Origin of the sequence: Stenotrophomonas sp. 24(2023) (assembly GCF_030913365.1) — a bacterium.
Taxonomy (GTDB): domain Bacteria; phylum Pseudomonadota; class Gammaproteobacteria; order Xanthomonadales; family Xanthomonadaceae; genus Stenotrophomonas.
This window is the reverse complement of sequence record NZ_CP133160.1, coordinates 3,867,213-3,893,164: the sequence shown is the minus strand read 5'-3', so window position 1 is coordinate 3,893,164 and position 25,952 is coordinate 3,867,213. Positions and strand designations below refer to the sequence as shown.

The following is a 25,952-nucleotide window of genomic DNA, read 5'->3' as shown; positions in this document are numbered from 1 at the left end:
TTTGGATGCGTTGGGTGGGTGGAAGGGGGTCAGGTAGGTCGGGCGGCACTGCTTTCGCGGATCCGCAGCTGCACGGGGGCGACGGTGCGGGTCGGCGGGGCATCGGGGGTGTCCAGCCGCTGCAGCAGCAGCGCGGCGGCCTGCCGGCCGCGTTCACGCGGGTCGGCGGTAAGCGTGGTCAACGGCGGTACGGCCACCGCCGCCTCGGAAATATCATCGAAGCCGGTGACCGCGAAATCGCCGCCGGGGCGGATGCCCCGCGAGGTCAGGCCCAGCATCAGGCCCAGCGCCACGGTGTCGTTGTAGCAGACCGCTGCACTGGGACGTTCCTTGCTGGCGAACAGTTCGCTGGTACGCGCCGCCGCTTCCAGGCGGTTCGGCGCCGATTCGATCAGCCACTCCGGGCGCACCTGCAGGCCGGCTTCGGCCAGGGCCTGCTGGTAGCCGGTACGGCGCTGGTGGCAGGAACTGGAATCGGCATGGCCGCCGAAGAATGCAATGTGGCGATGGCCGCGCTCGATCAGGTGGCGCGTGGCCTGCCAGGCCCCCTGCTGGTTGTCCAGGGTCAGGAAATCCCAATCCGCCCCGGCCAGTTCACGGTTGAACAGCAGCACGTTGGCATTGGCGCCCAGCGCCTGCCGCAGTTCGCTGACCTGGCTGCCTTCGGCCGGCGACAGGATCAGGCCCGCCGGCGTGTGTTCCATCAGCGTGGTCAGCACCGCCTGCTGGCGCTGCGGCGATTCGCCGGTGCTGCCGAGCAGGGTCACATAGCCCTTGCCGCCCAGCGCCTCGTCCACCCCGGAAGCGAATTCGGCGAAGAACGGGTTGGACAGGTCGTTGATGACCAGCGCGATGCTGCTGGAGGTGCGCCGGCGCAGGTTGGCGGCCGCGCGGTTGTAGACATAGCGCTGCTTGCGCAGCTCGGCCTCCACCCGTGCCCGGGTATCGACATTGACCAGGGGGCTGCCACGCAGCACCAGTGACACCGTGGCGCGCGACACCCCCGTCGCACGGGCGATGTCGGTCACGGTGACCGGGCGGTTGTCCCCCTTGCGGGTGGGTTTGGAGCTGCTGGTGGAATCGTTCATGGTGTCCGTGGCGTCCAAGCGGTGCTGCAAGCCTAATGGATCGCGGCCACGCCGTGCCGTGCCGTTCGCTGGGGTCCTGCGAGCGGCACGGCAATGGCTCACTTGAGCACGCTGCCCGGGGCGGCGCACCAGGACACCGGCAGATCGGCCACCTGGGTGCCCCAGCCCTGTTCCGGCGCCTTGGCATCCAGGGCGAAGCGCACGCGCGGGCCCTGCTGCAGGCGGTTCCAGTCCAGCCACACCGGGGCATGGGCCTTGCCATCGACCTGCACGCCCTGCACGTACTGCAGGCGCTGGCCGTCGGCCCCCGGGGCATCCACGCGCAGGGTGCGGCCATTGCCCATGTCGATCTCGACCTTGGCAAAGCGCGGGGTGTGCAGCAGGAACTCGCCACTGCCCGGGACCGCCGGGTACAGGCCGATCGCGCTGAACAGGTACCAGGCCGACATCGTGCCCAGGTCATCGTTGCCGGTGACACCATTGGGCGCGTTGGTGAACAGCTGCTGGGCCGCACGCAGCACGGTGGCGGTCTTCCACGGCTGGCCGATCAGCGTGTACATCCACGGCGCGTGCAGGTCCGGCTCGTTGTTCGGGTTGTAGCGGTACTGGTTGTAGTAGCTGTACGGGCCCACCACCCATTCCTTGCGCGCGGCCTGCAGCGGGTCGGCGGTCAGCGCGTCCATGGCGAAGAAGGTATCCAGCCGGCGGGCCGCCTGCTCACGCCCATGCATGGCCTCGACCAGGCCGGGCACATCCTGCTGGGCCAGCCACTGGTACTGCCAGGCGGTACCTTCATGGAAGCCATGGTCCGAGCGCGGGCTGTACTGGCCGTTGGCCGGCACGTACCACGGGCCGCCGTCGGTACGCGGCCGCGGGAAGCCGGTGAAGCCGGTCTCGGCATCGCGTACCGAGGGGTCCCACACCTTGTGCCAGTTGCGGCCGCGTTCGCGCAGCAGCGCCGCATCCTGGTCGTGGCCCAGTCCGACGGCCATCTGCGAAAGCGCGCAGTCGGCCAGCGCGTATTCCAGGGTGGCCGAGCCGCCGTGGTGCGGGTCGACATCCATGCCCTTGGACGGCACGGCGCGGTCGTACTGCACATAGCCGTTGGCCAGGTAGCTGGCATTGCCGGAACGGCCGGCATGACGCGAATTCAGCGGCGGCATGCTGAAGGCGTTGCGGCGCAGCGCGTCCCAGGCCTGCCCTTCACGGCCCTTGAGCGCGCCGAAGCGCCACAGGTCGACCATGAACGGGGTGACCGGGTCGCCGGTCATGATGTTGGTTTCGAAGTTGGCATAGCCCCAGCGCGGCAGCCAGCCGCCCTGCTCGTCGATCGCCAGCAGCGTGCGGCCGATGTCGCGGGCCACGTCCGGCCGGGTCAGCGCCAGCCACTGGTTCTGCGCGCGGTAGGTATCCCACAGCGAGAAGTACTCGTAGTAGGTCCAGCCCTCGGCACGGTGGATGCCATCGTCGTAGCCCCGGTAGCGGCCATCGGCATCGCTGCCGGTCAGCGGCTGCAGCAGCGCGTGGTACAGCGCGGTATAGAACACGGTGCGGTCATCACCGCTGCCACCCTGCACGCGCACGCCGGCCAGTTCCTTGCGCCAGGCCTGCTGTGACAGGCCACGCATGCGGTCAAAGCCCAGCAGCGCCTCCCCCTGCATGCCATCGGCACGCAGGTTGGCACGCGCGCCTTCGGCATCAACGTGGGAGATCGCGCTGACCGCCGTGACCGACTGGCCCTTGCCCAGGTCGAAGCTCAGCCAGGCACCATTGGGCTTCTGCTCGCCTTCCATGCTGTGGCGCGCCCCCGGCAGGCCACCGCCCTCGCCCCAGGTACCGAAGGCCTTGAACGGGCGGTCGAACTCGATGCGGAACCAGGTGGTGTACTGGTGGCCACCACAGAAACTCTTGGTGACCAGCTTGCCTTCCACGGCACGGTCACCGACCACGTCGATCACGCTGCCGATCACCGAATGGCGCTCGTTGGCCTGGCCGACGTTGACCATCACGTGGCCATCGCCGCTGCGCTGGCTGAAGGTATAGCGCTCGGCCGCGGCGCGGGTGCGGGCGGTGGCTTCGGCGTCGATGCCGCCGTAGCTGGTCAGGCGCACCTTGTAATAGCCGGCCTGGCCGACCTCGCCCTCGTGGGTGTAGGCCGAGGCGTAGGTCTTGTGGTTGAAGGCCTTCGCATCGGCGGTATCGAAATCGCCACCGGGACCGATGCTGCCGGTCACCGGCAGGACCGAGACCTGGCCGCCCTGCTCCCAGCAGCCGGCACCGGACAGGAAGGAGTGGCCGAAGCCACGGATCTTCTCATCGTCATAGCGCCAGCCCGAATAGTGGCTGCCGATGGGACTGACCTGGATCAGGCCGAACGGCGCCGAAGCCCCCGGGAACGTGTTGCCATCGTCCTTGCTGCCGATGAACGTGTTGACTTCGCGCTCCAGCGCGGCCGGGGCGGCCTGCAGCATCGGCGCCAGCGACAGGGCCAGCAGGCAGGCCACGCCCGCCAACGGGCGGCGGAAGGGGCGAAGGGGGACGGTCGGCATCGCGGGCATGGGTCATCCTGTGGTCGCGTCGGGGCGTCAGGGTGCCTGCCCGGCCCTTCGGCCTGGCCCCTGCCCTCGCCCGGCAGGCGTGGCAGGGCACGGCAGGCTGCGCCGGTGACCCCCTGTGGTCGATCCGGACTCCCCGGTACGGGGAATTTAGATCGATTGAAAGTAGAGCATGGGAAATTCGCGCCTTGCATTCTGCGCTGCAACAATTTTTCGTCCGGATTCGGCATTTCCGCCGCCCAGGCCCGCGCACCGGCGGCCCCTGGCACGGTCATCGCACCGTCTCCCGCCTGTCACCACGGGGAAATATTGCGGAGCAGCATGCCTGTTGCCCTGCCCTGTGCTAAAAATCCGCCGCCAGCGATTAGATCGATCCAAGCATGACCGATCACGATGGCCGGGAGTAGGCGCCGGAACGGACCTTGCCAAGCGATGCCCCAGCGATGGGCAGAGTGCCCCCGACGCTTGAAGAAAAGTCGGCTTCATTTATTAGATCGATTCAGGTCATTCAGAGTCACACCGGCTCACATCGGGAGAGGGAGAGCATCCATATGAAGTACACCGCACGCCACTTCGGCCGCGACACGCTGTCGTCGGCCATCACCATCGCCCTGGCCGCCCTGCTGCCGGCCACCGCGTTCGCCCAGCAGGCGCCGGCCCCCGCACCGCAGGGCCAGGATGCCGCCACCACCCTGGACAGCGTCCAGGTCACCGGCTACCGCTACGCCATCGAAAAGAGCCTGTCGCAGAAGCGCGAAGCCAACGCGGTGGTCGAAGTGATCACTGCCGAGGACGTGGGCAAGTTCCCCGACAAGAACGTCGCCGACGCGCTGCAGCGCGTGCCGGGCGTGGTCATTACCCGTGACGGCGGCGAAGGCAAGTCGGTCAGCGTGCGCGGCCTGGACCCGGACCTGACCCTGACCCAGTTGAACGGCAACTACATCGCCACCTCGGAAACCAACAACGAGGCCAGCCGTTCGTTCAACTACACCCTGCTGCCGTCGAACATGCTCTCCAGCGCCGAGCTGTTCAAGACGCCTGAAGCCCGCATCGACGAAGGCGGCATCGGCGGCACGGTCATCCTGCACACCCGCCGCCCGCTGGACATGAAGGCCAACTCCGGCTTCGTGACCCTGGAAGGCACCACCTCCGATACCAGCCACGATGTCGATGGCCAGCTGTCGGGCCTGTACTCCTGGCACAGCAAGGACGAGCGCTTCGGCGTGCTGGTCGGCGTGACCCAGCAGAAGCGCACCAACCGCAGCATGCAGGTCACCACCGAGGACTACCAGTGGTACGGCACCGGCACAGCCCGCGATGCCTATGGCAACCCGATGGACTCGGACAGCGTGCGCTACTGGTGGGGCCGCTCGGGCTTCAACAACCAGAACGGCGGCAACTACTCCGACTTCTTCATGCCGACCTCGGTCAACTTCGCCGTGCGCGACGAGCAGCGTGAGCGCAAGGGTGGCCAGTTCACCTTCCAGTTCAAGCCGGTCGACAACGTGACGATGACCGCCAACTACTTCCGCTTCGAGCTGCAGGGCGACTACGTCCAGAACATGCTCAAGGTGCCGGAGTGGAACCTGGCCCGCTACAACAAGGACGGCAACTGGGCCGGCGGCCGCCTGCTCAACGGCCTGGGCTTCGATGCCAGTGGCCGCAACGTCACCTCGGCCGAATACCAGCTGCAGCCGGGCAAGAACTACATCTGCAGTGAGCAGCAGGCCGCTGCCGCCGGCCTGCCGCCGGGCGGCTGGGGCCCGGATGACTGCACCGTGCCGACCCCGCAGCTGACCGGCAACTACAGCAAGGAAAAGGCCCTCTCGCAGACCGCCGACCTGACCATCGACTGGGACATCAGCCCGTTGTGGAAGGCCAGCTTCAGCGGTGGCCGCACCTGGTCCGAGGGTGGCCCGTCGGTCAACTTCCGTACCGCCGCCAAGCCGCGCCGCCAGGTCGATGGCCAGTGGCAGGCCGGCAACACCTACACCGCCTGGGACCTCAACGGCACCCCGAGCGTGACCTTCGCGCAGAACCTGCAGGACCAGCTGAAGGCCGGCATCGCCGAGATCGACACCGGCTCGACCGATTCGTCGTGGATGCAGACCAGCGTCAAGCAGAGCCACTTCCAGGCCGACTTCACCAAGCTGTTCGAACAGGGCTGGCTGGACTCGATCCAGTTCGGCGTGAAGTACCGTGACGGCAAGGTCCACCGCAACACCGGCAATTCCTACTGGGTCTGCCAGGGCGCCGACCCGTCCGACTACAGCAAGCGCTACCAGGCCGGCTGCGATTCGACCGCTGGCATCGCCCAGCCGGGCTTCTTCCTGGACAACCCGATCGGCAACATCGCCGGCGGCTTCAACGCCAACATCTTCCCCGGCATCAACTACCCGGCCTACATCAACTACCTGAACTCCCGCTACGGGCAGATGCAGAACCGGAAGGAAGACGACTTCGTCTACAACGTCAACGAGAAGATCTACTCGGGCTACTTCCAGGCCAACTTCCGCACCGAGCGCCTGCGCGGCAACGTCGGCTTCCGCGTGGTGCGCACCGAGCAGTTCGCCCAGTCCAGCGATTCGATCGAGAAGTTCAACGACTACTTCCAGAACAATGCCGCCGGTTCGCCGATGGCCTGCAACGACCCGGCGGCCGCTGCGCTGATCGGCTCCAACACCGGGTATGGCTGCGAAAGCGGCTTCGTGCGCCTGCCCGACGCGATGGCCCGCAGCAAGACCTACGAGCTGATCGGCGTGGACAAGACCTACACCGACGTGCTGCCCAGCTTCAACATCGCCTGGGACATCACCGACAACCTGGTGCTGCGTGGCGCCGCCTCGAAGGTGATCGCCCGCCCGGGTTACACCAGCATCGCCGCGCCGGGCAGCCTGCAGTTCTTCAGCCAGGAGTACGTCAATGACCGCCGCGTCGCCGGTGGTGCACCGACCCAGGGCTGGTCCGGCAGCGGCAGCAACAAGAACCTGGAGCCGTTCAAGGCCACCCAGTTCGACGTCGGCCTGGAGTGGTACTTCAAGCCGGGCGCGGTAGCCGGCATCGGCCTGTTCCGCAAGAACGTGGACAACTTCACCGTCCCGGTCGTGCGTGACGTGCAGATGATGGTCGGCGGCGAGAACGTGACCGTGCAGAACTACTCCACCCAGGCCAACGGCCGTGACGGCGTGTCGCAGGGCGTGGAACTGTACGGCCAGTACACCTTCGGCTTCGGCTTCGGCGTGCAGGCCAACTACACCTACAACGACACCAACCTGGCCTCGATCGAGATCGACGGCAAGGAAATCGGTTCGTCGCCGCTGGTGGGCAGCGCCAAGAACCAGGCCAATGTGACCGTGTTCTACGAGAACGACAAGTTCCTGGCCCGCGCCTCGTTCAACCGCCGCGGCGAAGTGGTGGGCGGCCTGCAGAACGGCTTCACCCAGTACTCCGAGCCGTATGACCAGCTGGACCTGAACGCGGCATACAACATCACCCCGGACTGGACCGTCACCGCGTCGGTGATCAACGCCACCAAGTCCGAGCAGCGCATCCACCTGGGCAACGACACCCTGTCGCGCCTGTACTCGAACACCTACTCCGGCCGCCAGCTGTACTTCGGCGTGACCTACAAGTTCTAAGGCACCACCCCCGCCCTGTGCGGGGACGATCCTCCACGGCAGCCGCGCTGGGACAGGTGGCTGCCGTTTTTTGTGGGCGGGGTTCGGGGGGCCCGGATGGTTCATCCACGCATGGCGTGGATCTACGGCGTCGGCATCGGGGGCATCCACGCAGGGCGTGGCGCTACGCGGATACGCGAAGGCCCCGCCGAAGCGGGGCCTTTGCAGGGGTGCCAGGATCGGCGGTGCGGATCAGAAGTCGAACACGTATTCCAGTGCGAACTCGCGGCCAACCGCGCTCAGCAGGCGGGTCGGGGCGAAATCGTAGTCCAGCTTGTACGGGTCCTTGTGGTTCCAGCTGGCCGAATTGAACACGTTGTTGACGTACAGGTTCACCTTGGCGTGCTCGGTCACCTGGTAGCCCACGTTGACGTTCCAGGTGATGAACGGCCCGACGCGACCGAAATAGCGCTCGGTGGACTTGCCCGCGTTCGGGTTCGGGTTCGGTGCGCCGTTGGGCAGGTTCAGCGGCTCACTGCAGTTGGCCGACGGGCTGTCGCTGGGCACGTAACCATCGGCGAACGGCAGGCAGCCCCCGGGATTGTCCAGGCGGTCGGTGCCCCAGTGGTAGCGTACGCCCGGCACCGAACCGACGCGGTCAGCGAAGACGTTCGCGTTCCAGCGGCCCAGCTGCCAGGCCACGCTGCCGCGGATCTTGCTGCGCAGGTCGCGGTCACGGCGTTCCGGGTTCGGATCGGCGGCGTAGCGCTGTTCCTTGGTCGACAGCTGGTTGGTGTAGTTCAGCGAGAACTGGAAGTTGCCCAAGGCATTGGTGTCCAGCCGGTAACGTGCGGTCACGTCGATGCCCTTCACCGTGCGCTGGGCCAGGTTGAACGGGCCGCGCTCGATCGATACCAGGCGGCCGTTGGCATCACGATTCACCCGCGCCAGGATGCCATCACAGTAGGCGCTGCCACCGGGATTGCTCCACGGCGTGCCGTCGATGTTCAGGCCGGTCTTGCAGCCGGCTTCGGCGGACAGGATTTCATCCGACCCCACGTCGACGATCATGTCCTCCAGCTTGATCACCCAGTAATCGGCGGTCAGCGAAGCATTGGGCAGCACGTCCCAGACGAAGCCGACCGTCCACGAATCACCGGTTTCCGGGCGCAGCAACGGGGTGCCACGGCGGTTCACGTCGAAGGTGTACCAGACGTCGTTGTTGCCGACGCCGCAGTTGTTGACCTTGTAGGCGCCGCTCTGGATGCAGTGCAGGCGGTCGGTGGTCTGCACTTCCGAGGAACTGGGCTGGCCCAGCAGGTAGTGCATGTCCGGGGCATGGAAGCTGGTGGCATAGGAGCCACGCACCAGCAGCGTCTCGAACGGGCGCCATTCCAGCCCCGCGTTCCAGGTGGTTTCCTTCTGGCTGCCGATGTCCAGCGCGTTGGCGCTGTCGCTGGCCTTGTAGCTGCCGTAGCGGTCATAGCGCGCAGCGGCGGTGGCGGTCAGCGATTCCAGCAGCGGGATCTTGAACTCCAGGCCGGCCGAATAGCGGGTGCGTTCGCCACCGCCGCGGTCCACGTTCTGCAGGTCGAAATCGATGCCGGCACGCGGGTCCGGCCCCAGCTGATAGCCCTGCTTGGCCACTTCCACGACACCGGCGAAGGAGATCGGGCCGGCCCAGCCCTGCAGCAGGTCACCGGTGATGTCCGCCGAGGCCTGGTTGACGTAGGACGAGGCACGGTTCTTGGCGACCGTACCCATCTGCCAGTACTGCTCGGGGGTGACCGGGTTCCACCAGCGCTGCTCGTTGAGGGCATAGATGGCTTCGCCGTCGGCGGTGGTGCCCAGGCGCGGGCCGAGGAAGAAGTCGTACGACTTCTGCTTGTTGACCACGTTCTGGCGTTCTTCCACGCGGTAGTACGAGCGGCCGATGGTGGCGCTCCAGTCGAAGCGGTCGGCCAGGCGGCCGCGCAGGCCGGCACTCCAGTCGAAGGACAGTTCCTGGTTGGTATTGCGCAGGTTCTTCAGGCCCCCCACTTCGTTCGGCGTGAACTGGCGCGAGCCGATCAGCGGCGCATTGCGGTTGGCGTCCCAGAAGTAGCCATTGGCATCGTCCACCAGGTACACGCTCGGCGGGCTGGTGCCCCACAGCGCCTTGGAATGGTAGACGGCCAGGTTGCTCCAGGCCTGCAGGCCATTGTCGAAGTCGAAGGTGCCATACAGGTTGCCCGACACGTTTTCCGAGCCGCCGGTCAGCAGCCAGTTGGCGTAGTCGGCGGTCATGCCGCACAGCTGGCCGGTGTTGCTGACCGTGTTGGTGCCGTAGTTGTAGACCAGGCGGTCAGCGGTGTAGTACTCGCCGTTGAACTTCTCGCAGGTGCCGGCCGGGGGCGCCAGGCGGCGGCCGGTGCTGGAATCGATCAGCGCCAGGCCGGTGGTGGGACGGAAGCCGACCTTGCGCTGCTCCATGTTCCAGGACGCGTACGGCGCGTCGTCGGCATCGTCCATCGCCGGACGGTCGCGGCCGAACAGCGGGTCACGCTTGTTGTACTGCAGGGCGTAGGTGACGCTCCATCTGTCGCCGGTCTTGCCACCGGCCCAGGACAGGTCCCAGGTATCGCGGCCGCCTTCGGTGGAGGTGCCGCCGCGCACGCGCACCTGGTCGCCGTCGTAGTGGGTCTTGAGGATGACGTTGACCACGCCGGCGATCGCGTCCGAGCCGTAGATGGCCGAGGCACCACCGGTCAGCACTTCGACACGCTCGACGGCGGCGGCCGGGATGTTGCTGTAGTTGGAGAAGTTGGTTTCACCGCCGTACGGCAGCGGGTAATCCGCCACGCGGCGCCCGTTGACCAGCAGCAGGGTGCGGTTGGGGCCCATGCCGCGCAGGTTCAGGCCGCTGGCGTTGGGCGTGTGCGAGCCCCACTGCGACGGCGCCTCGACCGTGCCGGTGGCTTCGGTCAGCGTGGTCAACATGTCGTAGACGGTGACGAAGCCTTCTTTCTGGATCTGCGCGGCGGTGATGATGTTCACCGGGGCCGGGCCTTCCACGGCCGAGCGCTTGATGCGCGAACCGGTGACGGTGACGGTGTCGAGGTTCTGCGGGGCGTCGGCAGGGGCTTGCTGGGCATGGGCAGCCAACGGCAGCAGGGCCAGCAACAGGGAATGGGACAGCAGGTGGCGCCGGGGGCGGGACGAATGAGCCATGGGTGGTTGCTCTGGAATGGGGTGGGACACGAACGGCAGGACGGCGTGCTCCAGCGAAGACCGGGCAAGGCGGAACCGGGGTCGCCCCGGCGGCCCCACCTTTCCATCTGGATCGATCCAAATTAAGCACAGCTGAATCCAGGGAATCATGCTGCGCCGCAGCAGCGCGCCATCTCATGACAGCACGCGCCGCTTCACCCAAGTAAAATCAACACGTTGGGCAGTACGCCGACGTACCGCCCAACACAACGACATGACCCGCACGCGACAGCTTGCGCAAACGAGTCATCCTGCATTCATGCCATGGCATCCAACGCCTGCCGCAGGCGGGCCACCACGGCGGTATCGGACTGGCTCCAGTGGGGATCCAGTCCGGTCAGCGCAGGGTTGTGGAAGGCCATGGCCGAATGGCGCGGCGCCTTGGCCGAGGCATGCAGCTCCTGGCAACCGGTGCGGCGGGCCACCGAGGCGACGTTGGCCGGCCCCAGCCCCGCCCCGGCCATCACCTGGATACGCCCGGCGGATTGCTTCACCAGCCCGGCCAGCACCTCGCTGCCCGCCTCCGCGCTGGCACGGCCGCCGGAACTGAGCACCCGCTGGCACCCCAGGCCGATCACCTGTTCCAGCGCCGTCGGCAGGTCACGCGTCGCGTCGAACGCGCGGTGGAAAGTCACCTGCAGCGGGCCCGCTGCCTGTACCAGTTCGCGGCACAGTGGCAGGTCGATGCCACCGTGCGCATCCAGCGCACCGATCACCACGCCATCGCACCCCAGTGCCCGGCACTGGGCGATGTCGCGCAGCATCAGTTCCGCTTCCAGCGCGTCGTAATGAAAATCGCCCGGCCGTGGGCGCACCAGCACGAACAGCGGAATGCGCAGCCGCTCACGGGCCACGGCGATGCTGGCGTGGGAGGGCGTGGTACCGCCCTCGGCCAGGTTGTCGAACAGTTCGATGCGGTCCGCCCCGCCGGCCTGCGCCGCGAGCGCCGACGCCACCGAATTGCTGGCGATCTCCAGCGTGCGCGGCGTGTTCACGTCTGCGTGCTCGTATAGATGGAGGGCGAATCCAGCAACGCGTCCTGGCGCTGCCCGTCGCAGACGGCGTACACGAACCCCCGATGCAGCGCATAGGCCCCCACATCGCCATGCTTGTTCATCGCCAGGAAGCAGACCTGCAGCGTACGGCTGGCCTCGGGCCGCTTGCGCACCACCCGATCGATCGCTTCGCGGCAGGCCTGCGCCGGCGTACGCCCCTGCCGCATCAGTTCCACCACCAGGAACGAGGCCGCGTTGCGGATCATCTCCTCGCCCACGCCGGAGGCCGTGGCCGCGCCCACCTCGTTGTCCACATACAGGCCCGCGCCGATGATCGGGCTGTCACCCACCCGCCCGTGCAGTTTCCAGGCCATGCCGCTGGTGGTGCAGGCACCGGCCAGGCGGCCCTTGGCATCCAGCGCCAGCATGCCGATCGTATCGTGGTTGTCCTGGTTGCCCGGCAGGCCACGACGCTCTGCGTTGATCTGCGGCTGGTACTTCTCGGTCTTGAGCCACTCGCGCCAGGCCGCTTCGGCCTGCGGGGTCAGCAGATGCTGGCGTTCGAAGCCCTGCTGCACCGCGAACTGCTGGGCACCCTCGCCCACCAGCAGCACATGCGGGCTGTTTTCCATCACTTTCCGCGCTACCGAGACCGGATGCAGGATGTCCACCAGCGCCGCTACCGCACCACAGCGGCCATCGCCGTCCATGATGCTGGCATCCAGGCTCAGCACGCCATCGCGGTCCGGATTGCCGCAGTGGCCGACCGTGGGATTGCACAGCTCGCTTTCAGCCCAGCGTGCGCCCACCTCCACCGCGTCCAGTGCACTGCCGCCGCTGGACAGCACCTTCCAGGCGGCCTGGTTGGCCGGCACGCCGAAATCCCAGGTCGATACGACCTTCGCCCCACCCTGCGTGCGGGCGCGCACGCCCGGCAACGCCGCCACGCCTGCGGCCAGTGCGCCGGCCTGCAGGAACTGCCTGCGATCCACCATGCTGTTGTTCCCCTTCGTGATGCCGTGGCCGGCATCACGGCCGGCGACAGCGTGGTTGCGTGTGCGTAACGCGCCTGTTGCCGTCCTCAGTGCTGCGCCGGGCTGCGTGCAGCATGCCAGGCCGCCGCCCCGAGCACGCCCAGCTGGCCATGTTCCACCCGCCACACGGGCACCTGCCGCACCACCTCGCTGAGCACGCCTTTGTTGAGGTAGCGCTCGCGGAAACGGCCATCGGCAAGGAAGTCCTGCACATGCGTGGAAATGCCACCGGCCAGGTACAGCGAACGCGCGCCGAAGGCGATCACCAGATCGCCGGCAAGGCTGCCCAGCCAGGCACTGAACACCTGCAGTGTCTCCACGGCCAGCGCGTCCTCGCCACTGCGCGCGGCGGCGATCAGCGCCTCGGTGCTGGTCCATTGCGGTACAGCGCCGCGCAACGCGCACAGGCACGGGTATAGGTTCATCAGACCGCTGCCGGACAGCACGCGCTCGTTGTCCACATGCGGCCAGCGCTCCAGCAGCCGCGCCAGTACCTGCAGCTCCAGCGCGGTGCCGGCACTGAGCGCGGCGTGGCCGACTTCGCTGGCCAGCACCGGGCGTTCGCCATCGGCGAAGCGCAGCGCCGCCCCCAGTCCGGTGCCTGCCCCCAGCACCAGGGCCGGGAAGGCCGGTGCCGGATCGGCATCGCCATTGAGCGGCACCAGGGTGTCGGCCTGCAGGTAGGGAATGGCCAGCGCCACCGCCTCGAAATCATTGATCAGCTGCAGCCGCGCCAGTCCGGACTGCTGGCGCGTGGCGTCCACCGACACCGTCCACGGCAGGTTGGAATTGATCAGGCTGTCGCCGTCGAGCAGCCCGGCAATGGCCACCACGGCCTCGTCCACCGGCCGTTCCAGCCCCGCCACGAAATCGGCCAGGATCGCCGCCAGGCTGGGGTGCTCGGCACAGGCATAGGTGCGGTAACCGCCCAGCCGCGGGGTCTGGCCCGGCACCGTATCGGCCAGGGCCAGCCGCGCGAAGGTGCCCCCGACGTCGGCAACCACCAGCGTGCGCACGCCACCGGCTTCGGCGGCGGAAGGGGAAACCGGGGACGCAGCTGCAAGGTTCACGCTGGCTCGCTTGGATCGATTGAATCCGGCCGATTCTCGATCATCGGCGGCGCTTTGCCTAGCGTGGCGGATGAATGGCGGCGGCCGGCCCACAGGCCGGCCCCTCCCCCTGCCGGGCCGCCCTCAGGGCTGGGCCGGCTGCAGACTATAGCTGGTGGTGGCGGTGAACACCGCACCATCGGGCTGGGTCGCACGGACCTCCACCTTGTGGCTGCCCACCGCCAGCCCGGTCGGCAACGCACCGCGCCACAGGTGCGGCGAGGCGGTGGCTTCGGGCGAGCGGTCGTAGCCGCGCAGGCGCGTGGCCAGGTCATCGGCGACGTTCTCGACCATCAACCGCGGGTCGGGCTGGCGCACCTGGGCCATCGGCTGCCAGGCACCGCCGTCGATGCGGTACTCGACCACGCTGGCATCCTCGCCCATGTAGACGTTGGCATACACGCCCCAGGCCGGGTAGGCCCCCTGGCGCAGCACCTTCGGTGCATGCAGGCCGATCTGTTCGCTGGCCGGCGCACCGGCCACGCGGTACTGCAGCCGGTAGGTGCCGTTGCTGGCGATATCCAGCAGCGCATAACCCTTCGGCGTCCCGTCACTCATGGTGCTGTCCGGGGTACCGTGCGCATCCTTCACGCCCGACCAGAACGCGCCACAGTTGGCCCCCACGTTGTACTCGTGCAGCGGCCGGTCACCCTGCCAACCGTCGGCCTTGCCATGGTAGTAGTGCTGCTGGGTATGGCTGTGGCCGCTGAGCACCAGCACGTTGCGGAAATCCTTGAGCAGGGCGAACAGGCGCTGGCGGTCGGCGCGGCGGAAGGTTTCCTTGCCCGGCGCAGCATCGAACAGCGGGATGTGCATGCCCAGCACCAGCAGGCGGTCGCGGTGCAGGCCCTTGAGGTAGGTTTCCAGGAACGCGAACTGGTCCTGCCGCAGGCCACCCACGTACTTCGGCTTGGCGTTCGGGTCGTACACCACATCATCGAGGAACACGAAACTGGCCCCGCCCTCTTCCACCGCGTAGGTGTCCGGGCCGTAGATGTTGCGCCAGCTTTCCAGCGACTGCTGGTCGTTGGCCGCATCGAAATCCAGGTCATGGTTGCCCGGCACATGGAACCACGGCACGCCCAGGCGGGTGGTCACCTTGTTGATGGCCGGGTACAGCGACAGGTCATCGCTGACGATGTCGCCCAGGGTGGTGCCCAGCCGTGCCTGCGTGCGGCCCACCAGCGGGCCGACGATGGACTGCTCGTAGTAGCCGATGTCCTTCAGGCTGGCGGTCTGCGAATCGGTGAACACCAGCATCTGCAGGCCCTTGCGCGAGTCCGCGCGGCGCTCGGGCTGCAGGCCGAAATCCCAGCCCCGGGTGGACTCGCCGGTGGCGGCGATACCGCCATACTTCAGGGCCGGCGAACCGTTGGGGCGGTAGTGGCGCCAGAAGCTGGGCAGGCCATCGATGGCCAGCAGGAAACGGTAGGCATCGGGCTTGATGACGAACACTGTCTGCCCGTCATCCACGGGCAGCGAGTAGCTGCCGTCGGCGGCGGTCTTGACGATGGCCTGGCCATTGGACACCTGCACCCCCGCCAGCCCGGGGTCGGTGGCGCCACGCCCGGGCTTGCCGTCACGCTCCAGGTAGACCTTGCCGCTGACCATGGTCTGCGCTGCCCAGGCCGGTGCGGTGGTCAACAACAGGCAGCACAGCCAGGCGGCAGGCAGTTTCATGGGGGCGATCCGGATTTGAAAGTCTGCTTATTGTAGGGCCGAGCCATGCCCGGCTGCATTTCGTGGCGCCGCCAGGCAGGGTCTGGCACCACGCCAGCGTCAGCGATGGCGCTTTTCCAGCACCGCCCGCGCATCATCCAGCGACAGCCCGCGCGCCTGCAGCAGCACCAGCAGGTGATACAGCAGGTCCGACGCTTCGCCCAGCAGCGCCGCGTCGTCCTGGGCCACGGCGGCCAGTGCGGTCTCCACGCCCTCCTCGCCCACCTTCTGCGCGATGCGGCGGATTCCCCCCTCGAACAACGTGGTGGTGTAACTGCCGGCCGGGCGCTGCGCATCGCGCGTGGCCACCAGGTGCTGCAGGCCGCCGAGGAAATCCTTCGGCGCCTGCGGGAAGCAGCTGTCCGCGCCGGTATGGCAGGTGGGCCCGGCCGGGCGCGCGGTCACCAGCAGGGTGTCGTCATCGCAGTCCACACGGATGGCCTGCACGGCCAGCACGTGCCCGGACTGCTCGCCCTTGGTCCACAGCCGCTGCTTGCTGCGGCTGAAGAAGGTCATGTGGCCGCTGGCCAGCGTCGCCGCCAGCGATTCGGCACTCACGTACCCCAGCATCAGCACCTGCAGGGTGTCGGCATGCTGGACCACGGCCGGCAGCAGCCCGTCCCCCTTGGCCCAGTCCAGGCCCTGCAGTGCTTCGGCGCCCGGCAGGACCTGGATGGCGGTGGCTTCAGTAGACATCACGTACCTCGATCTGCTGTTCGCGCAGGTAAGCCTTCAATGCCGGAATGGCGATCGCACCACTGTGGAACACGCTGGCCGCCAGCGCCCCGTCCACATCCGCACGGTCGAACACCTCGGCGAAATGCTCGCGGGTGCCGGCGCCACCGGAGGCGATCAACGGCACGCTGCACAGCGCGCGGGCCTGCTGCAGCTGGGCCACATCGTAGCCGCGGCGCACACCGTCGCTGTCCATGCAGTTCAGCACGATCTCGCCGGCACCGCGCTGCTGCGCCTCCACGATCCAGTCCAGCGTGCGCCGGGCCACCGCCTGGGTCTTGTCCGGGTCGCCACTGAAGCGCCGCACCCGCCACTGTCCGTCATCCTCGCGCACCGAATCGATGCCGACCACCACGCACTGCACGCCGAACTCCTCGGCCAGTTCGTTGATCAGCGCCGGGCGCCCGAGGGCCGGTGAATTGATCGATACCTTGTCGGCGCCGGCAAACAGCACCCGCCGCGCGGTCTCCACGCTGTCGATGCCACCGGCCACGCAGAACGGAATGTCGATCAGGCGGGCGATGCGCTCGATCCAGCCCACGTCCACCGAGCGCGCTTCGGGGCTGGCACCGATGTCATAGAACACCAGCTCGTCAGCGCCCTGGTCGCGGTAGCGCTGGGCCAGTTCTGCGATATCGCCCATGTCCACATGGTCGCGGAAGCGCACGCCCTTGACCACGCGGCCATCGCGCACGTCCAGGCAGGGAATGATGCGCCGGCTCAACATGCCAGGGCCTCGACCAGGTCCAGGCGCTGCTCCAGCAGGGCCTTGCCGAGCACGGCACCACCGCAGCCGGCCGTCCGCGAGGCAGTGACATCAGCCACGTCACGGATGCCACCGGACGCCTGCACGGCCACACCCGGCAACAGCGCCGACAGATGCTGGTAAAGGCCGATGTTCGGCCCGGCCAGCATGCCGTCGCGGGCGATGTCGGTGCACAGCAGGTGGCGCATGCCGGCCTGCGCGTAGCGCTGGGCCAGCGCATCCAGGGTCACCCCGGCGTCCTCGGTCCAGCCATGTACCGGCAGCTGCCACTGCCCCTGCGCATCCTGGCGCGCATCCAGTGCGATGGTGAGGCGCTCGGCACCGAACTCGTCCAGCCAGCCCAGCACCTCGTCAGGGCGGCGCACCGCCAGCGAGCCGACCACCACGCGGTGCGCGCCGGCATCGAGGATGCGCGCCACGTCATCACGCCCGCGCACACCGCCACCGGTCTGCACCTGCAGCGGGGTATGCGCACGGATGGCCGCCAGCAGCGGCGCCAGCGTATAGCCGCCCGCCCGTGCCGCATCCAGATCGACCAGGTGCATCCACTGTGCGCCCTGCGCGGCGAAGGCCTGCGCACGCGGCAGCGGATCGTCGCCATAGCGCGTTTCCTGGGCATAGTCGCCCTGGCGCAGGCGCACGACGCGGCCCTCGCGGATGTCCAGGGCGGGATAGACGGTGAAGCTCATGCAGGGAGGTTCTCGAGGAAGTTGCGCAGCAGCAGCGCGCCGGTGTCACCGGAGCGTTCGGGGTGGAACTGGGCGCCGTAGTAGCGGCCATGCTCGACGATGGCCGTGAACAGCCCGCCGTGGTCGCAGGCGGCCACGGTGTGGCTGTTCAACGGCGCGGCATAGCTGTGCACGAAATAGGCGCTGGCGCGCGCCGGCACGCCGTCCAGCAGTACCGAATCACGCAGGGGCAGCAGACGGTTCCAGCCCATGTGCGGCACGCGGATGCCGGTGGCCGGCACCAGCTTGTGCACCACCCCGGGGATCAGCCCGAGCGTCTCCACATCGGCCTCTTCGGAACGGTCGAACAACAGCTGCATGCCCAGGCAGATGCCCATCAGCGGCACCTGCAGCTGGCGCAGCGGCTCCACCAGCCCCTGTGCGTGCAGGCGGGCCATGCCCGGCCGCGCGGCACCGACACCGGGCAGGATCACCCGCTGCGCACCGTCCAGCCCGGCCGCGTCGCGGACCAGCCGTACCCGCGCGCCCAGCCGCTCCAGCGCGTAGCGCACCGAGCCCAGGTTGGCACCGCCGGCATCGATCAGGGCGACGTCGGTCACAGCGCCCCCTTGGTCGAGGGCAGCGCGGTGCCCTGCCGCGCCAGCGCCGGGCGCAATGCCCGCGCCAACGCCTTGAAGCAGGCTTCCACCTTGTGGTGGTCATTGTCGCCGCGCACCTGCAGGTGCAGGTTCAGGCCACTGGCATCGCACAGCGAACGGAAGAAGTGCGGCACCAGTTCGGTCGGCATGTCGCCCACGCGCTCGCGCTTGAATTCACCCTCGAACACGAAATATGGCCGGCCACTGAAATCCAGCGCGGCGCTGGCCAGGGTCTCGTCCATCGGCAGGGTGAAGCCATAGCGGCCGATACCGCGCTTGTCGCCCAGCGCTTCGCGCAGCGCCTGGCCCAGGGCCAGCCCGGTGTCCTCGATGGTGTGGTGTTCGTCGATATGCAGGTCGCCCTCGGCACGGATGTCCAGCGCGAAGCCACCGTGCTTGCCGATCTGTTCCAGCATGTGGTCGAAGAACGGCAGGCCGGTGGCGGTGTGCGCCTCCCCTGCCCGGTCCAGATCGAGCGCGACGCGGATCTTCGTTTCCTTCGTGTTGCGCTGGACCAGCGCGGTGCGCGGCGCATCGGCCAAGGCGTGGGCAATGCCCGGCCAGTCCCATTCACCGCCGAACTGCGCGGTACGCAGCTGGAAGCCGCGGATGTTGAGGTTCTGTGCGAACTGGATATCGGTGATGCGGTCGCCCACCATCGCCGAGCGCGCCCAGTCGATGCTGCGGTCCTGCAGGTAGGCGGTCATCAGGCCGATGCCCGGCTTGCGCGTGGGCGCGTTGTCCTGCGGCCAGCTGCAGTCGATCAGCACGTCACGGAAGCGGATGCCCTGGCTGTCGAAGATCTGCAGCATCAGGTCGTTGGGGCCATCGAAGCTGGCGCGCGGATAGGCCTCGCCGCCCAGGCCATCCTGGTTGGTGACGATGACGAACTGGTAACCGGCATCGCGCAGCTTCAACAACGCAGGGATCACCTGCGGCACGAAGCGCAGTTTCTCGTAGGCATCGATCTGGAAATCGTCCGGCTCCTCGATGAGGGTGCCGTCGCGGTCGATGAACAGGATGGGGGTCATGCAGCAGCCCTCCGGGCCGACAGGGCCGCGAGCACGCGGTCATTTTCTTCAGGGCTGCCGATGCTGATGCGCAGCGCATCGCCCAGCTGTGGCGCGGCGCGCTGGTCGCGCACCACCACGCCCGCGGCCAGCAGTGCGTCGAACGCGGCCTGCGCATCGGCGAAGCGGGCCAGCAGGTAGTTGCCGGACGAGCGGTACACGCGGCGCACGCCGGGCAGACCCGGCAAAGCGGCGAACAGGCGCTCGCGCTCGGCGATGACCGTGGCCACCCGCTCGGCGGTACGCGACAGGGCAGCCGGTTGCAGCGCCTGCACGGCCAGCTCGGCGCATGGGGTCGGCACCGGATACGGTGCCTGGCAGCGACGCAGCACGGCGATCAGCTCCGGGGCGGCGATCAGGCTGCCGATGCGTGCCGCCGCCAGCGCATGTGCCTTGGACAGGGTGCGCAGCACGGCCAGATTCGCGTGCGCGGCCAGCAACGTGGTCGCCGACGCACGCTGCGCGTACTCGACATAGGCCTCATCGACCACCACCAGGGCCTGCCCACGGAGTGCGGTGGCCACCCGTTCGATATCGGCCAGGCCGATATCGCTGCCGGCCGGGTTGGACGGTGCACACAGGAACACCAGCTTGGCATTCTGTGTCTGTGCCGTGCGGATGACCGCGTCCGGATCAGCGCACAAGCCATCTTCGCCCTCCACCAGTGGAACGTCGATCAGCGGTGCCCCCTGCAGGCGCGCGCAGACCGCATACATGCCGAACACCGGCGAGGTCACCAGCACACCATCGCGGCCCGGCACGCACAGGGCGCGCACCAGCAGGTCGATCGCCTCGTCGCTGCCACGGCCGACCAGCAACTGCTGGGGCTGCACGCCATACAGCGCCGCCAGGCCTTCACGCAGTGCAAGCGGCTGCGGTTCGGGGTAGCGTCGGCTGCTGCCGGCAGGGTCAGCCGGGTTGGCCCAGGCCGATTCATTGGCGTTCAACCAGACGTCGCCCTGCACCGCCAGGCTGCGCGCCGAGCTGTAGCCGGCAAACGCCTGCAGGTCCGGGCGCACCAGCGCCAGCACGTCATCGATGCCGGCGCTCATGCGGCGGCCTCCATGCGCAGGGCCACCGCACGTTCGTGTGCGTCCAGGCCTTCGGCGCTGGCGATGATGCGGGCACAGCTGCCAATCGCAGCCAGGCCGGCAGCACTGGCACTCTGCACGCTGATCAGGTTCTGGAAACTGCCGACGCTGACACCGCTGTAGGCACGCGCCGCCCCGGCCGTGGGCAGTACGTGGTTGGTGCCGCTGCAGTAGTCGCCCAGCGCTTCGGGCGTGTAATCCCCCAGGAACACCGAGCCGGCCGCCTGCACCTGGCCCAGCCAGTCGCGCGGCGCGCGCAGGGCCAGGATCAAGTGCTCCGGGGCGTAGCGGTTGCTGATCGCAAAGGCCTCCGCCAGCGCTTCCACCTGGATCAGGCGCGAGGCCGACAGGGCCTGGCGTGCAATGTCCTGCCGCGGCAGCAGCGCGACCTGGCGCGCCACTTCCGCCTCGACCGCAGCAACCATGGCGGCATCGTCGGTCAGCAGCAGCACCTGCGAATCCGGGCCATGCTCGGCCTGCGACAGCAGATCGGCGGCGACGAACGCCGGATTGGCACCGGCATCGGCGATGACCAGCACCTCCGACGGGCCCGCGGGCATGTCGATGGCGGCCACGCCGTCCTGTGCCACCTGCTGCTTGGCTTCGGTGACAAAGCTGTTGCCCGGCCCGAACAGCTTGTCGCAGGCCGGAACGCTGGCGGTGCCATAGGCCATCGCAGCGATGGCCTGCGCGCCGCCGAGCTTGAACACGCGCTGCACGCCGGTCAGGCGCGCGGCCACCAGCACCGCCGGATCGGCCGTGCCGTCCGCGCGCGGCGGCGTGCACAGCACCACCTGCGGGCAGCCGGCCAACTGTGCCGGCACGCCCAGCATCAGTGCGGTGGACGGCAGCGGTGCACTGCCGGCCGGCACGTACAGGCCGACGCGGCCGATCGGCCGCAGCATGCGTTCGCAGACCACGCCCGGGGCGGTTTCCACCGCGTAGCCCTGGCCCATGCCGGCCTTGTGGAAGTGCGCGATGCGCGCGGCGGCTTCGACCATGGCCTGGCGCAGCTCGGCCGGCACGGCAGCTTCGGCCGCTGCGAATTCTGCTTCATCCACCTCGAACGACGGCAGTTCCACCCGATCGAAACGGGCGGTGATGGCACGCAGGGCGTCGTCACCCTGTGCGCGCACCTGCGCGATCAGCGCGGCCACGGCATCGCGGGTCTGCTGCGCGACGGCCTGCACCGGGCGGGTGAGCGCTTCACGGCGGCCATTCTCATCAAGTTGCGACCAGATCAAGCGGTTCATGCCAGCGACCGCTCCACGCTCAGTACCATCAGGCCCTGTGCGCCGGCGCGCTCCAGTTCTTCCATGCGCTGCCAGGTCAGTGGACCCGGACACATGGTCTGCAGGCGCAGCGCACCGCCGTCACCCGGCAGGCGCACCAGCGGTTCGGCGTCGGCCAGCAGCTGCGCCAGCGCGTCCACGCGGTCCTCGTTGGCGCGGAACATCAGCAGCTTGCGGTCCTGCTTCTGCACCACACCATCCAGGCGTCGCAGCAGCATGCTGCGCAGCCCGGCACGCGCGTCGTCGGGCACGCGCACCGCGCCGGCCAGCACCGCTTCGCTGTCGAGCAGGTTGTGCACCGGGGTCAACTGGTTGGCGCGCAGCGTGGCGCCGCTGGAGACCAGATCGCAGATCAGGTCGGCGGTGCCCAAGCGCGGGGCGATTTCCACCGAACCGGACAGCTCCACCACCTGTGCGTCCACGCCTTCGCGGCGCAGCCAGTCCTTGAGGATGGCCGGATAGCTGGTGGCGATGCGGGTACCGGCCAGCTGCGCCGGGCCGGTCCATTCCCATTCCTCGGGCACGGCCAGCATCAGCCGGCACTGGCCGAAGCCCAGCCCGCGCAGCGCCTGGTAGGCATCAGGCAGGCCGATCTGGCGCCGCGCGGCGGCCTGTTCATCCAGTTCGTTGCGACCGACGATGCCCAGGTCGCACACGCCATCGGCGATCAGCCCGGGAATGTCGTCGTCGCGTACCAGCAGCAGGTCCACCGGCAGCGATTCGCCGTAGCAGAACAGCTTGTCGCGGCTTTCGCGCCAACTCAGCCCACAGGCACTGAGCAGGCTGCGGGCGGGTTCGGCCAGGCGCCCGCTCTTCTGGATGGCGATACGCAGCCGGTCGCGTGCCGGGGCTGCCAGGGTTGCACTCATGGGGGAGGTCTCGTCGGAATTCGGGGAGATGCGCAGGTCAGCGTGGGGCAAGCTGGGCGATGGCGGCGGCATAGCCGCGATGGCCGTGTTCCAGCGTGCGCGCCACCCGTCCGGTGGTGGTCACGCTGACCCCGGTGCGCTCATGGATCTCGCGGTAGGGCACGCCCTGCTGCAGCAGCGGGACCACTTTCCAGCGGTCGGCCATGGCTTCCAGCTCGGCCGGGGTGCACAGGTCGCGCAGGAAGGCGACCACGTCGGCGGGTTCGCGCAGGCCGGCAAAGGCGGCGGCCAGGGCGTCGAGGTCGGCCTGCGGGTCTTTGGCGGCGATGTCGGGGCGGGCTTTCACGGGCGGATCTCTTGCATCAATGTAATAGCGCGTTAGTACATTAGCGCATTCTTGCGCGGTGCGTCAAATCGAGGGCGGGGGCAGGGCTGCTGCCCTGCACCCGCTAACGTCAACGTCAACGTCAAAAGCCAGGCTTTCCGTGGGATGGCGGGGCGGGCCCCGTGGCAGGGGGCGCCGTAAACCCATCCATGGGGGCTTGGTCGCGGCATCCATGCCGCTCACACCCCTGCCACCGGACCCGCCCCGCCTTCGACAGTTGGCCGCGAGCTGTTGGGACCTGCTGCTGGTGGGTGCCGACCGCTGGTCGGCACGGGGTAGGATCCGTTTTCCGGACGGAAACAGCTCTGACCCCGGAGCGCGACCCGGAAACGAAAACGCCCACCAGGAGGTGGGCGTTTTACTCTAAGCAAATTCACATACGGACAAGTAAAAGCCGGATCACAAAATGGAGCCACATAAATACCGAAATCCAACTACCCACCCGAAATAGATGCCGCTTGAGCCAGCTCCTTCGTAACAACCTGCTCGACAGAGCTACGTATCGCCTGGACGCTTAAAAGATGATCCTCTCCCAACTTGGAAAGCTTCCAATAAACCTTCTTGTCAGATACCGCTCGCCTCTTAACGCCGGGAATCATGTAGCCCAAGGCCCTAAGCTGAACCTTGACCTGATCAATATCAACTATTCGCATAACGGCATCACTAAACTTAGGCTCATCACCATCGGCCAGCTGCTCTCCAGCCGCGTGAATCAAACAAAGCTGCAATCTATCGACAAACTCTTCCTCGGTACACTCAGGAGTAAGAATAGGACCGACATAGCTGAGAATCTGATCCCAAGAAACTGCAACATCCCACCACTTAACCTCTTTAACAAGCCGGGTCCCGAAGAATATCCCGCAATCAAACCTCTCCTTCCCAGACGCCAGATCAGAGTGCCCGGCCGTCGCAGCCTGAAGTGATGCTTGCACAAGCTGCACCTCCAACTCAGCAACACGAGCACGAAGATTGGCGCGCTCGATCCTGCTTGCGTCATCAGCAGCAAATGCCCCGGGAACCCAGCCCTCCGATGGGTGAGCTTTCTTAAGCGCAATCAATCCGCGCGAAACCTTGGCCCCAAGATCCTCAGCTGCCACCCAGTACTTACAGTGATGAGCAGATTCCACCTTCTGCCTAAAAGCCTCCAGCCTCTGCCGCCCATCAGCAGACAGCTCAGTCTTACCTGCAGCGATCTCATTAGGCTTCGAATGCATAAAAGCCATAACAGGTTTTTTTACGCTCACTGCGTAGTCATACTCTTTTTCGGTATATCCGATTCCATCCAGATCGAGAGAGCCGTAACGACCCCCTATCACCAAACAGTAATAATCGGAGTCATCAATGACTCGCTTAATAAGATCCCAAGCGCCATCATTGGTAGCGGGAAACAACTCCATACCCGCGGGAAAACAATCAAGCTCCAAGACCGCTTGAATTATCTCCCTGCGCTCATCAACGAGGTCAGAAAAGGTCGATGAGATGAATACCTGATGCCTTCTTTCCATATGCACTCCTTGTGCAAGCATAAATGCGCCCATGAGGAAAAGCCAGTTCACGCAGAAAACAAAGCGACAAGTAAATCAAACCAAAACGCATTACCAAAACGCTACATTAAAGCAAGCAAATCAAACCATCACCTTCGACTGTTCCAGCTCGACCTGCAGGGTGCTGGCCAGCTCGTCACGGGCCACCTCGAACTGCTGCTCGCGCACGAGGTCCTTCACCGCCACCACGCCACGGGCCAGTTCGTCTTCACCGGCCAGCACCACGAAGCGGATGCCGGCCTTGGCCGCGTACTGGAACTGCTTGCCGATCTTCTTCGGCTCCATCTGCACTTCGGTGTTGATGCCACCGGCGCGCAGGCGGCGGGCGATGTCCAGCGACTGGGCCATGCCCTGCTCGTCCATCAGGGCCACCAGGGCCTGCACGCTGCTGGCTTCGATACCCTCGATCAGGCCGGCCTCGCGCAGCTGCCAGAACAGGCGCGACAGGCCAATCGAAATGCCCACGCCCGGCAGCTTGGACTTGCTGTAGTGGCTGGCCAGGTCTTCATAGCGGCCACCGGAGCAGATCGAACCGATCTGCGGGTGGTCGGTCAGCGTGGTCTCGTACACCGTGCCGGTGTAGTAATCCAGGCCACGGGCAATGGAGAAGTTCAGGCAGTACGCGCTTTCCGGAACGCCCAGCGCCTGCACCAGCTGCAGCACTTCGCGCAGCTCGGCCACGCCGGCGCGCAGGGTGTCCGAGGACGCCGCGTTTTCTTCCAGCGCCGCCAACTGTGCCAGCGCATCGGCATGCCCCGCCGAGCGCACGGCAACAAAGGCCAGGATCTTCTCGACCTGCTCGGCCGGCACGCCGAAACCCTCGCCGACCAGCGTTTCGCGCACATAGTCGGGGCCGCGCTTGTCCAGCTTGTCCACTTCGCGCAGTACCGCCAGCTGGCGCTCGCCCTCGGCCACGCCCAGGCTTTCGAAGAAACCGCGCATCAGCTTGCGGTTGTTCAGCTGGATGCTGAAGTTGCCGATACGCAGCTCGGAGAACACCGCATGGATCACGGCCAGGACTTCGGCGTCATAGCGCACGCTCAGGCTGTCCTTGCCGATCACATCGATGTCGCACTGGTAGAACTCGCGGAAACGGCCACGCTGTGCACGCTCGCCGCGGTACACGCGCTGCATCTGGTAGCGGCGGAACGGGAAGGTCAGTTCATGCTCGTGTTCGGCCACATAGCGCGCCAGCGGCACGGTCAGGTCGAAACGCAGCGCCATTTCCGGCAGGGAACGGTCACCGGCTTCGGCGGCATTGGCCAGCGCGCCGGTGGACTGCACGAAATACACCTGGCGCTCGGTCTCGCCGCCGGATTTGGTCAGCAGCACGTCGGACAGCTCGAACACCGGCGTTTCCACCGGCAGGAACCCGAAGCGCTCGTAGTTGCGGCGGATGACGTCCAGCATGCGCTGGAACGCAATCTGCTCGCGCGGCAGCAGTTCCAGGGTGCCGGGCGGGGTACGAGGCTTGATCACGGGAGCAACTCCTGCAGGAACGAAAACG

Annotated in this window: 19 protein-coding genes; 1 reads left to right on the top strand and 18 read right to left on the bottom strand. The window is 67.2% G+C overall.

What is annotated here, in order from left to right; translation table 11 throughout:
- Positions 1-29 precede the first annotated feature (29 nt).
- A complete protein-coding gene (locus Q9R17_RS17820) occupies positions 30-1,088 on the bottom strand; it encodes a LacI family DNA-binding transcriptional regulator (RefSeq protein ID WP_308155910.1) in 1,059 nt (352 codons plus the stop codon).
- A gap of 98 nt (positions 1,089-1,186) precedes the next feature.
- Entirely contained in the window at positions 1,187-3,637 is a 2,451-nt protein-coding gene (locus tag Q9R17_RS17815; RefSeq protein ID WP_308158375.1) for a GH92 family glycosyl hydrolase, read from the bottom strand.
- 557 nt (positions 3,638-4,194) lie between these two features.
- Between Q9R17_RS17815 and Q9R17_RS17810 the strand changes: the two genes are divergently transcribed.
- On the top strand, positions 4,195-7,281 hold the full coding sequence (locus Q9R17_RS17810; protein ID WP_308155909.1) for a TonB-dependent receptor: 3,087 nt from the start codon (positions 4,195-4,197) through the stop codon (positions 7,279-7,281).
- 231 nt (positions 7,282-7,512) lie between these two features.
- On the opposite strand, the gene Q9R17_RS17805 is transcribed toward Q9R17_RS17810, so the two are convergent.
- From Q9R17_RS17805 to hisS, 16 genes are all read right to left on the bottom strand, one after another.
- Positions 7,513-10,470 carry a TonB-dependent receptor gene (locus Q9R17_RS17805; RefSeq protein ID WP_308155908.1) on the bottom strand — a complete coding sequence of 986 codons (2,958 nt, stop codon included), beginning with the start codon at positions 10,468-10,470 and terminating at the stop codon, positions 7,513-7,515.
- 296 nt (positions 10,471-10,766) lie between these two features.
- Positions 10,767-11,504 carry a copper homeostasis protein CutC gene (locus Q9R17_RS17800; RefSeq protein WP_308155907.1) on the bottom strand — a complete coding sequence of 246 codons (738 nt, stop codon included), beginning with the start codon at positions 11,502-11,504 and terminating at the stop codon, positions 10,767-10,769.
- On the bottom strand, positions 11,501-12,499 hold the full coding sequence (locus tag Q9R17_RS17795) for a N(4)-(beta-N-acetylglucosaminyl)-L-asparaginase (protein ID WP_308155906.1): 999 nt from the start codon (positions 12,497-12,499) through the stop codon (positions 11,501-11,503). Before Q9R17_RS17795 ends, Q9R17_RS17800 begins: the two co-directional genes overlap by 4 nt.
- A gap of 86 nt (positions 12,500-12,585) precedes the next feature.
- Positions 12,586-13,608: a glucokinase gene (locus Q9R17_RS17790; protein WP_308155905.1), complete on the bottom strand. Its 1,023-nt coding sequence runs from the start codon at positions 13,606-13,608 to the stop codon at positions 12,586-12,588.
- Positions 13,609-13,731: 123 nt separating this feature from the next.
- Positions 13,732-15,327 carry a calcineurin-like phosphoesterase family protein gene (locus Q9R17_RS17785; protein ID WP_308155904.1) on the bottom strand — a complete coding sequence of 532 codons (1,596 nt, stop codon included), beginning with the start codon at positions 15,325-15,327 and terminating at the stop codon, positions 13,732-13,734.
- A 99-nt stretch (positions 15,328-15,426) separates the two neighbouring features.
- On the bottom strand, positions 15,427-16,062 hold the full coding sequence (hisIE, locus tag Q9R17_RS17780) for a bifunctional phosphoribosyl-AMP cyclohydrolase/phosphoribosyl-ATP diphosphatase HisIE (protein ID WP_308155903.1): 636 nt from the start codon (positions 16,060-16,062) through the stop codon (positions 15,427-15,429).
- Positions 16,052-16,828 carry an imidazole glycerol phosphate synthase subunit HisF gene (gene hisF, locus Q9R17_RS17775; protein WP_308155902.1) on the bottom strand — a complete coding sequence of 259 codons (777 nt, stop codon included), beginning with the start codon at positions 16,826-16,828 and terminating at the stop codon, positions 16,052-16,054. The genes hisIE and hisF overlap by 11 nt, the downstream gene beginning before the upstream one ends.
- Positions 16,822-17,556, bottom strand: coding sequence for a 1-(5-phosphoribosyl)-5-[(5-phosphoribosylamino)methylideneamino]imidazole-4-carboxamide isomerase (hisA, locus tag Q9R17_RS17770; RefSeq protein WP_308155901.1), 735 nt, complete (start codon positions 17,554-17,556; stop codon positions 16,822-16,824). Before hisA ends, hisF begins: the two co-directional genes overlap by 7 nt.
- The gene (gene hisH, locus Q9R17_RS17765) at positions 17,553-18,155 is read right to left on the bottom strand and encodes an imidazole glycerol phosphate synthase subunit HisH (protein WP_308155900.1); all 603 of its coding nucleotides are present in this window, start codon (positions 18,153-18,155) and stop codon (positions 17,553-17,555) included. The genes hisA and hisH overlap by 4 nt, the downstream gene beginning before the upstream one ends.
- Positions 18,152-19,225 carry a bifunctional histidinol-phosphatase/imidazoleglycerol-phosphate dehydratase HisB gene (gene hisB / locus Q9R17_RS17760; RefSeq protein ID WP_308155899.1) on the bottom strand — a complete coding sequence of 358 codons (1,074 nt, stop codon included), beginning with the start codon at positions 19,223-19,225 and terminating at the stop codon, positions 18,152-18,154. Before hisB ends, hisH begins: the two co-directional genes overlap by 4 nt.
- Positions 19,222-20,316, bottom strand: a complete 1,095-nt coding sequence (hisC, locus tag Q9R17_RS17755) for a histidinol-phosphate transaminase (protein WP_308155898.1) — start codon at positions 20,314-20,316, stop codon at positions 19,222-19,224. The genes hisB and hisC overlap by 4 nt, the downstream gene beginning before the upstream one ends.
- Entirely contained in the window at positions 20,313-21,608 is a 1,296-nt protein-coding gene (gene hisD / locus Q9R17_RS17750; protein ID WP_308155897.1) for a histidinol dehydrogenase, read from the bottom strand. Before hisD ends, hisC begins: the two co-directional genes overlap by 4 nt.
- A complete protein-coding gene (hisG, locus tag Q9R17_RS17745) occupies positions 21,605-22,516 on the bottom strand; it encodes an ATP phosphoribosyltransferase (protein WP_308155896.1) in 912 nt (303 codons plus the stop codon). The genes hisD and hisG overlap by 4 nt, the downstream gene beginning before the upstream one ends.
- A 37-nt stretch (positions 22,517-22,553) precedes the next feature.
- Entirely contained in the window at positions 22,554-22,862 is a 309-nt protein-coding gene (locus Q9R17_RS17740; protein ID WP_308155895.1) for a YerC/YecD family TrpR-related protein, read from the bottom strand.
- A gap of 473 nt (positions 22,863-23,335) precedes the next feature.
- On the bottom strand, positions 23,336-24,457 hold the full coding sequence (locus Q9R17_RS17735) for a DUF4062 domain-containing protein (RefSeq protein ID WP_308155894.1): 1,122 nt from the start codon (positions 24,455-24,457) through the stop codon (positions 23,336-23,338).
- Between the two features lie 69 nt (positions 24,458-24,526).
- Entirely contained in the window at positions 24,527-25,924 is a 1,398-nt protein-coding gene (hisS, locus tag Q9R17_RS17730; RefSeq protein WP_308155893.1) for a histidine--tRNA ligase, read from the bottom strand.
- Between the last annotated feature and the right edge of the window lie 28 nt (positions 25,925-25,952).

What these genes read in the sequence shown, in the direction of transcription:
- Q9R17_RS17820 (WP_308155910.1), bottom strand. Translation starts at nt 1,088, where the DNA reads ATGAACGATTCCACCAGCAGCTCCAAACCCACCCGCAAGGGGGACAAC.
- Q9R17_RS17815 (WP_308158375.1), bottom strand. Translation starts at nt 3,637, where the DNA reads ATGCCGACCGTCCCCCTTCGCCCCTTCCGCCGCCCGTTGGCGGGCGTG.
- Q9R17_RS17810 (WP_308155909.1), top strand. Translation starts at nt 4,195, where the DNA reads ATGAAGTACACCGCACGCCACTTCGGCCGCGACACGCTGTCGTCGGCC.
- Q9R17_RS17805 (WP_308155908.1), bottom strand. Translation starts at nt 10,470, where the DNA reads ATGGCTCATTCGTCCCGCCCCCGGCGCCACCTGCTGTCCCATTCCCTG.
- Q9R17_RS17795 (WP_308155906.1), bottom strand. Translation starts at nt 12,499, where the DNA reads ATGGTGGATCGCAGGCAGTTCCTGCAGGCCGGCGCACTGGCCGCAGGC.
- Q9R17_RS17785 (WP_308155904.1), bottom strand. Translation starts at nt 15,327, where the DNA reads ATGAAACTGCCTGCCGCCTGGCTGTGCTGCCTGTTGTTGACCACCGCA.
- hisIE (WP_308155903.1), bottom strand. Translation starts at nt 16,062, where the DNA reads ATGTCTACTGAAGCCACCGCCATCCAGGTCCTGCCGGGCGCCGAAGCA.
- hisF (WP_308155902.1), bottom strand. Translation starts at nt 16,828, where the DNA reads ATGTTGAGCCGGCGCATCATTCCCTGCCTGGACGTGCGCGATGGCCGC.
- hisA (WP_308155901.1), bottom strand. Translation starts at nt 17,556, where the DNA reads ATGAGCTTCACCGTCTATCCCGCCCTGGACATCCGCGAGGGCCGCGTC.
- hisB (WP_308155899.1), bottom strand. Translation starts at nt 19,225, where the DNA reads ATGACCCCCATCCTGTTCATCGACCGCGACGGCACCCTCATCGAGGAG.
- hisC (WP_308155898.1), bottom strand. Translation starts at nt 20,316, where the DNA reads ATGAGCGCCGGCATCGATGACGTGCTGGCGCTGGTGCGCCCGGACCTG.
- hisD (WP_308155897.1), bottom strand. Translation starts at nt 21,608, where the DNA reads ATGAACCGCTTGATCTGGTCGCAACTTGATGAGAATGGCCGCCGTGAA.
- hisG (WP_308155896.1), bottom strand. Translation starts at nt 22,516, where the DNA reads ATGAGTGCAACCCTGGCAGCCCCGGCACGCGACCGGCTGCGTATCGCC.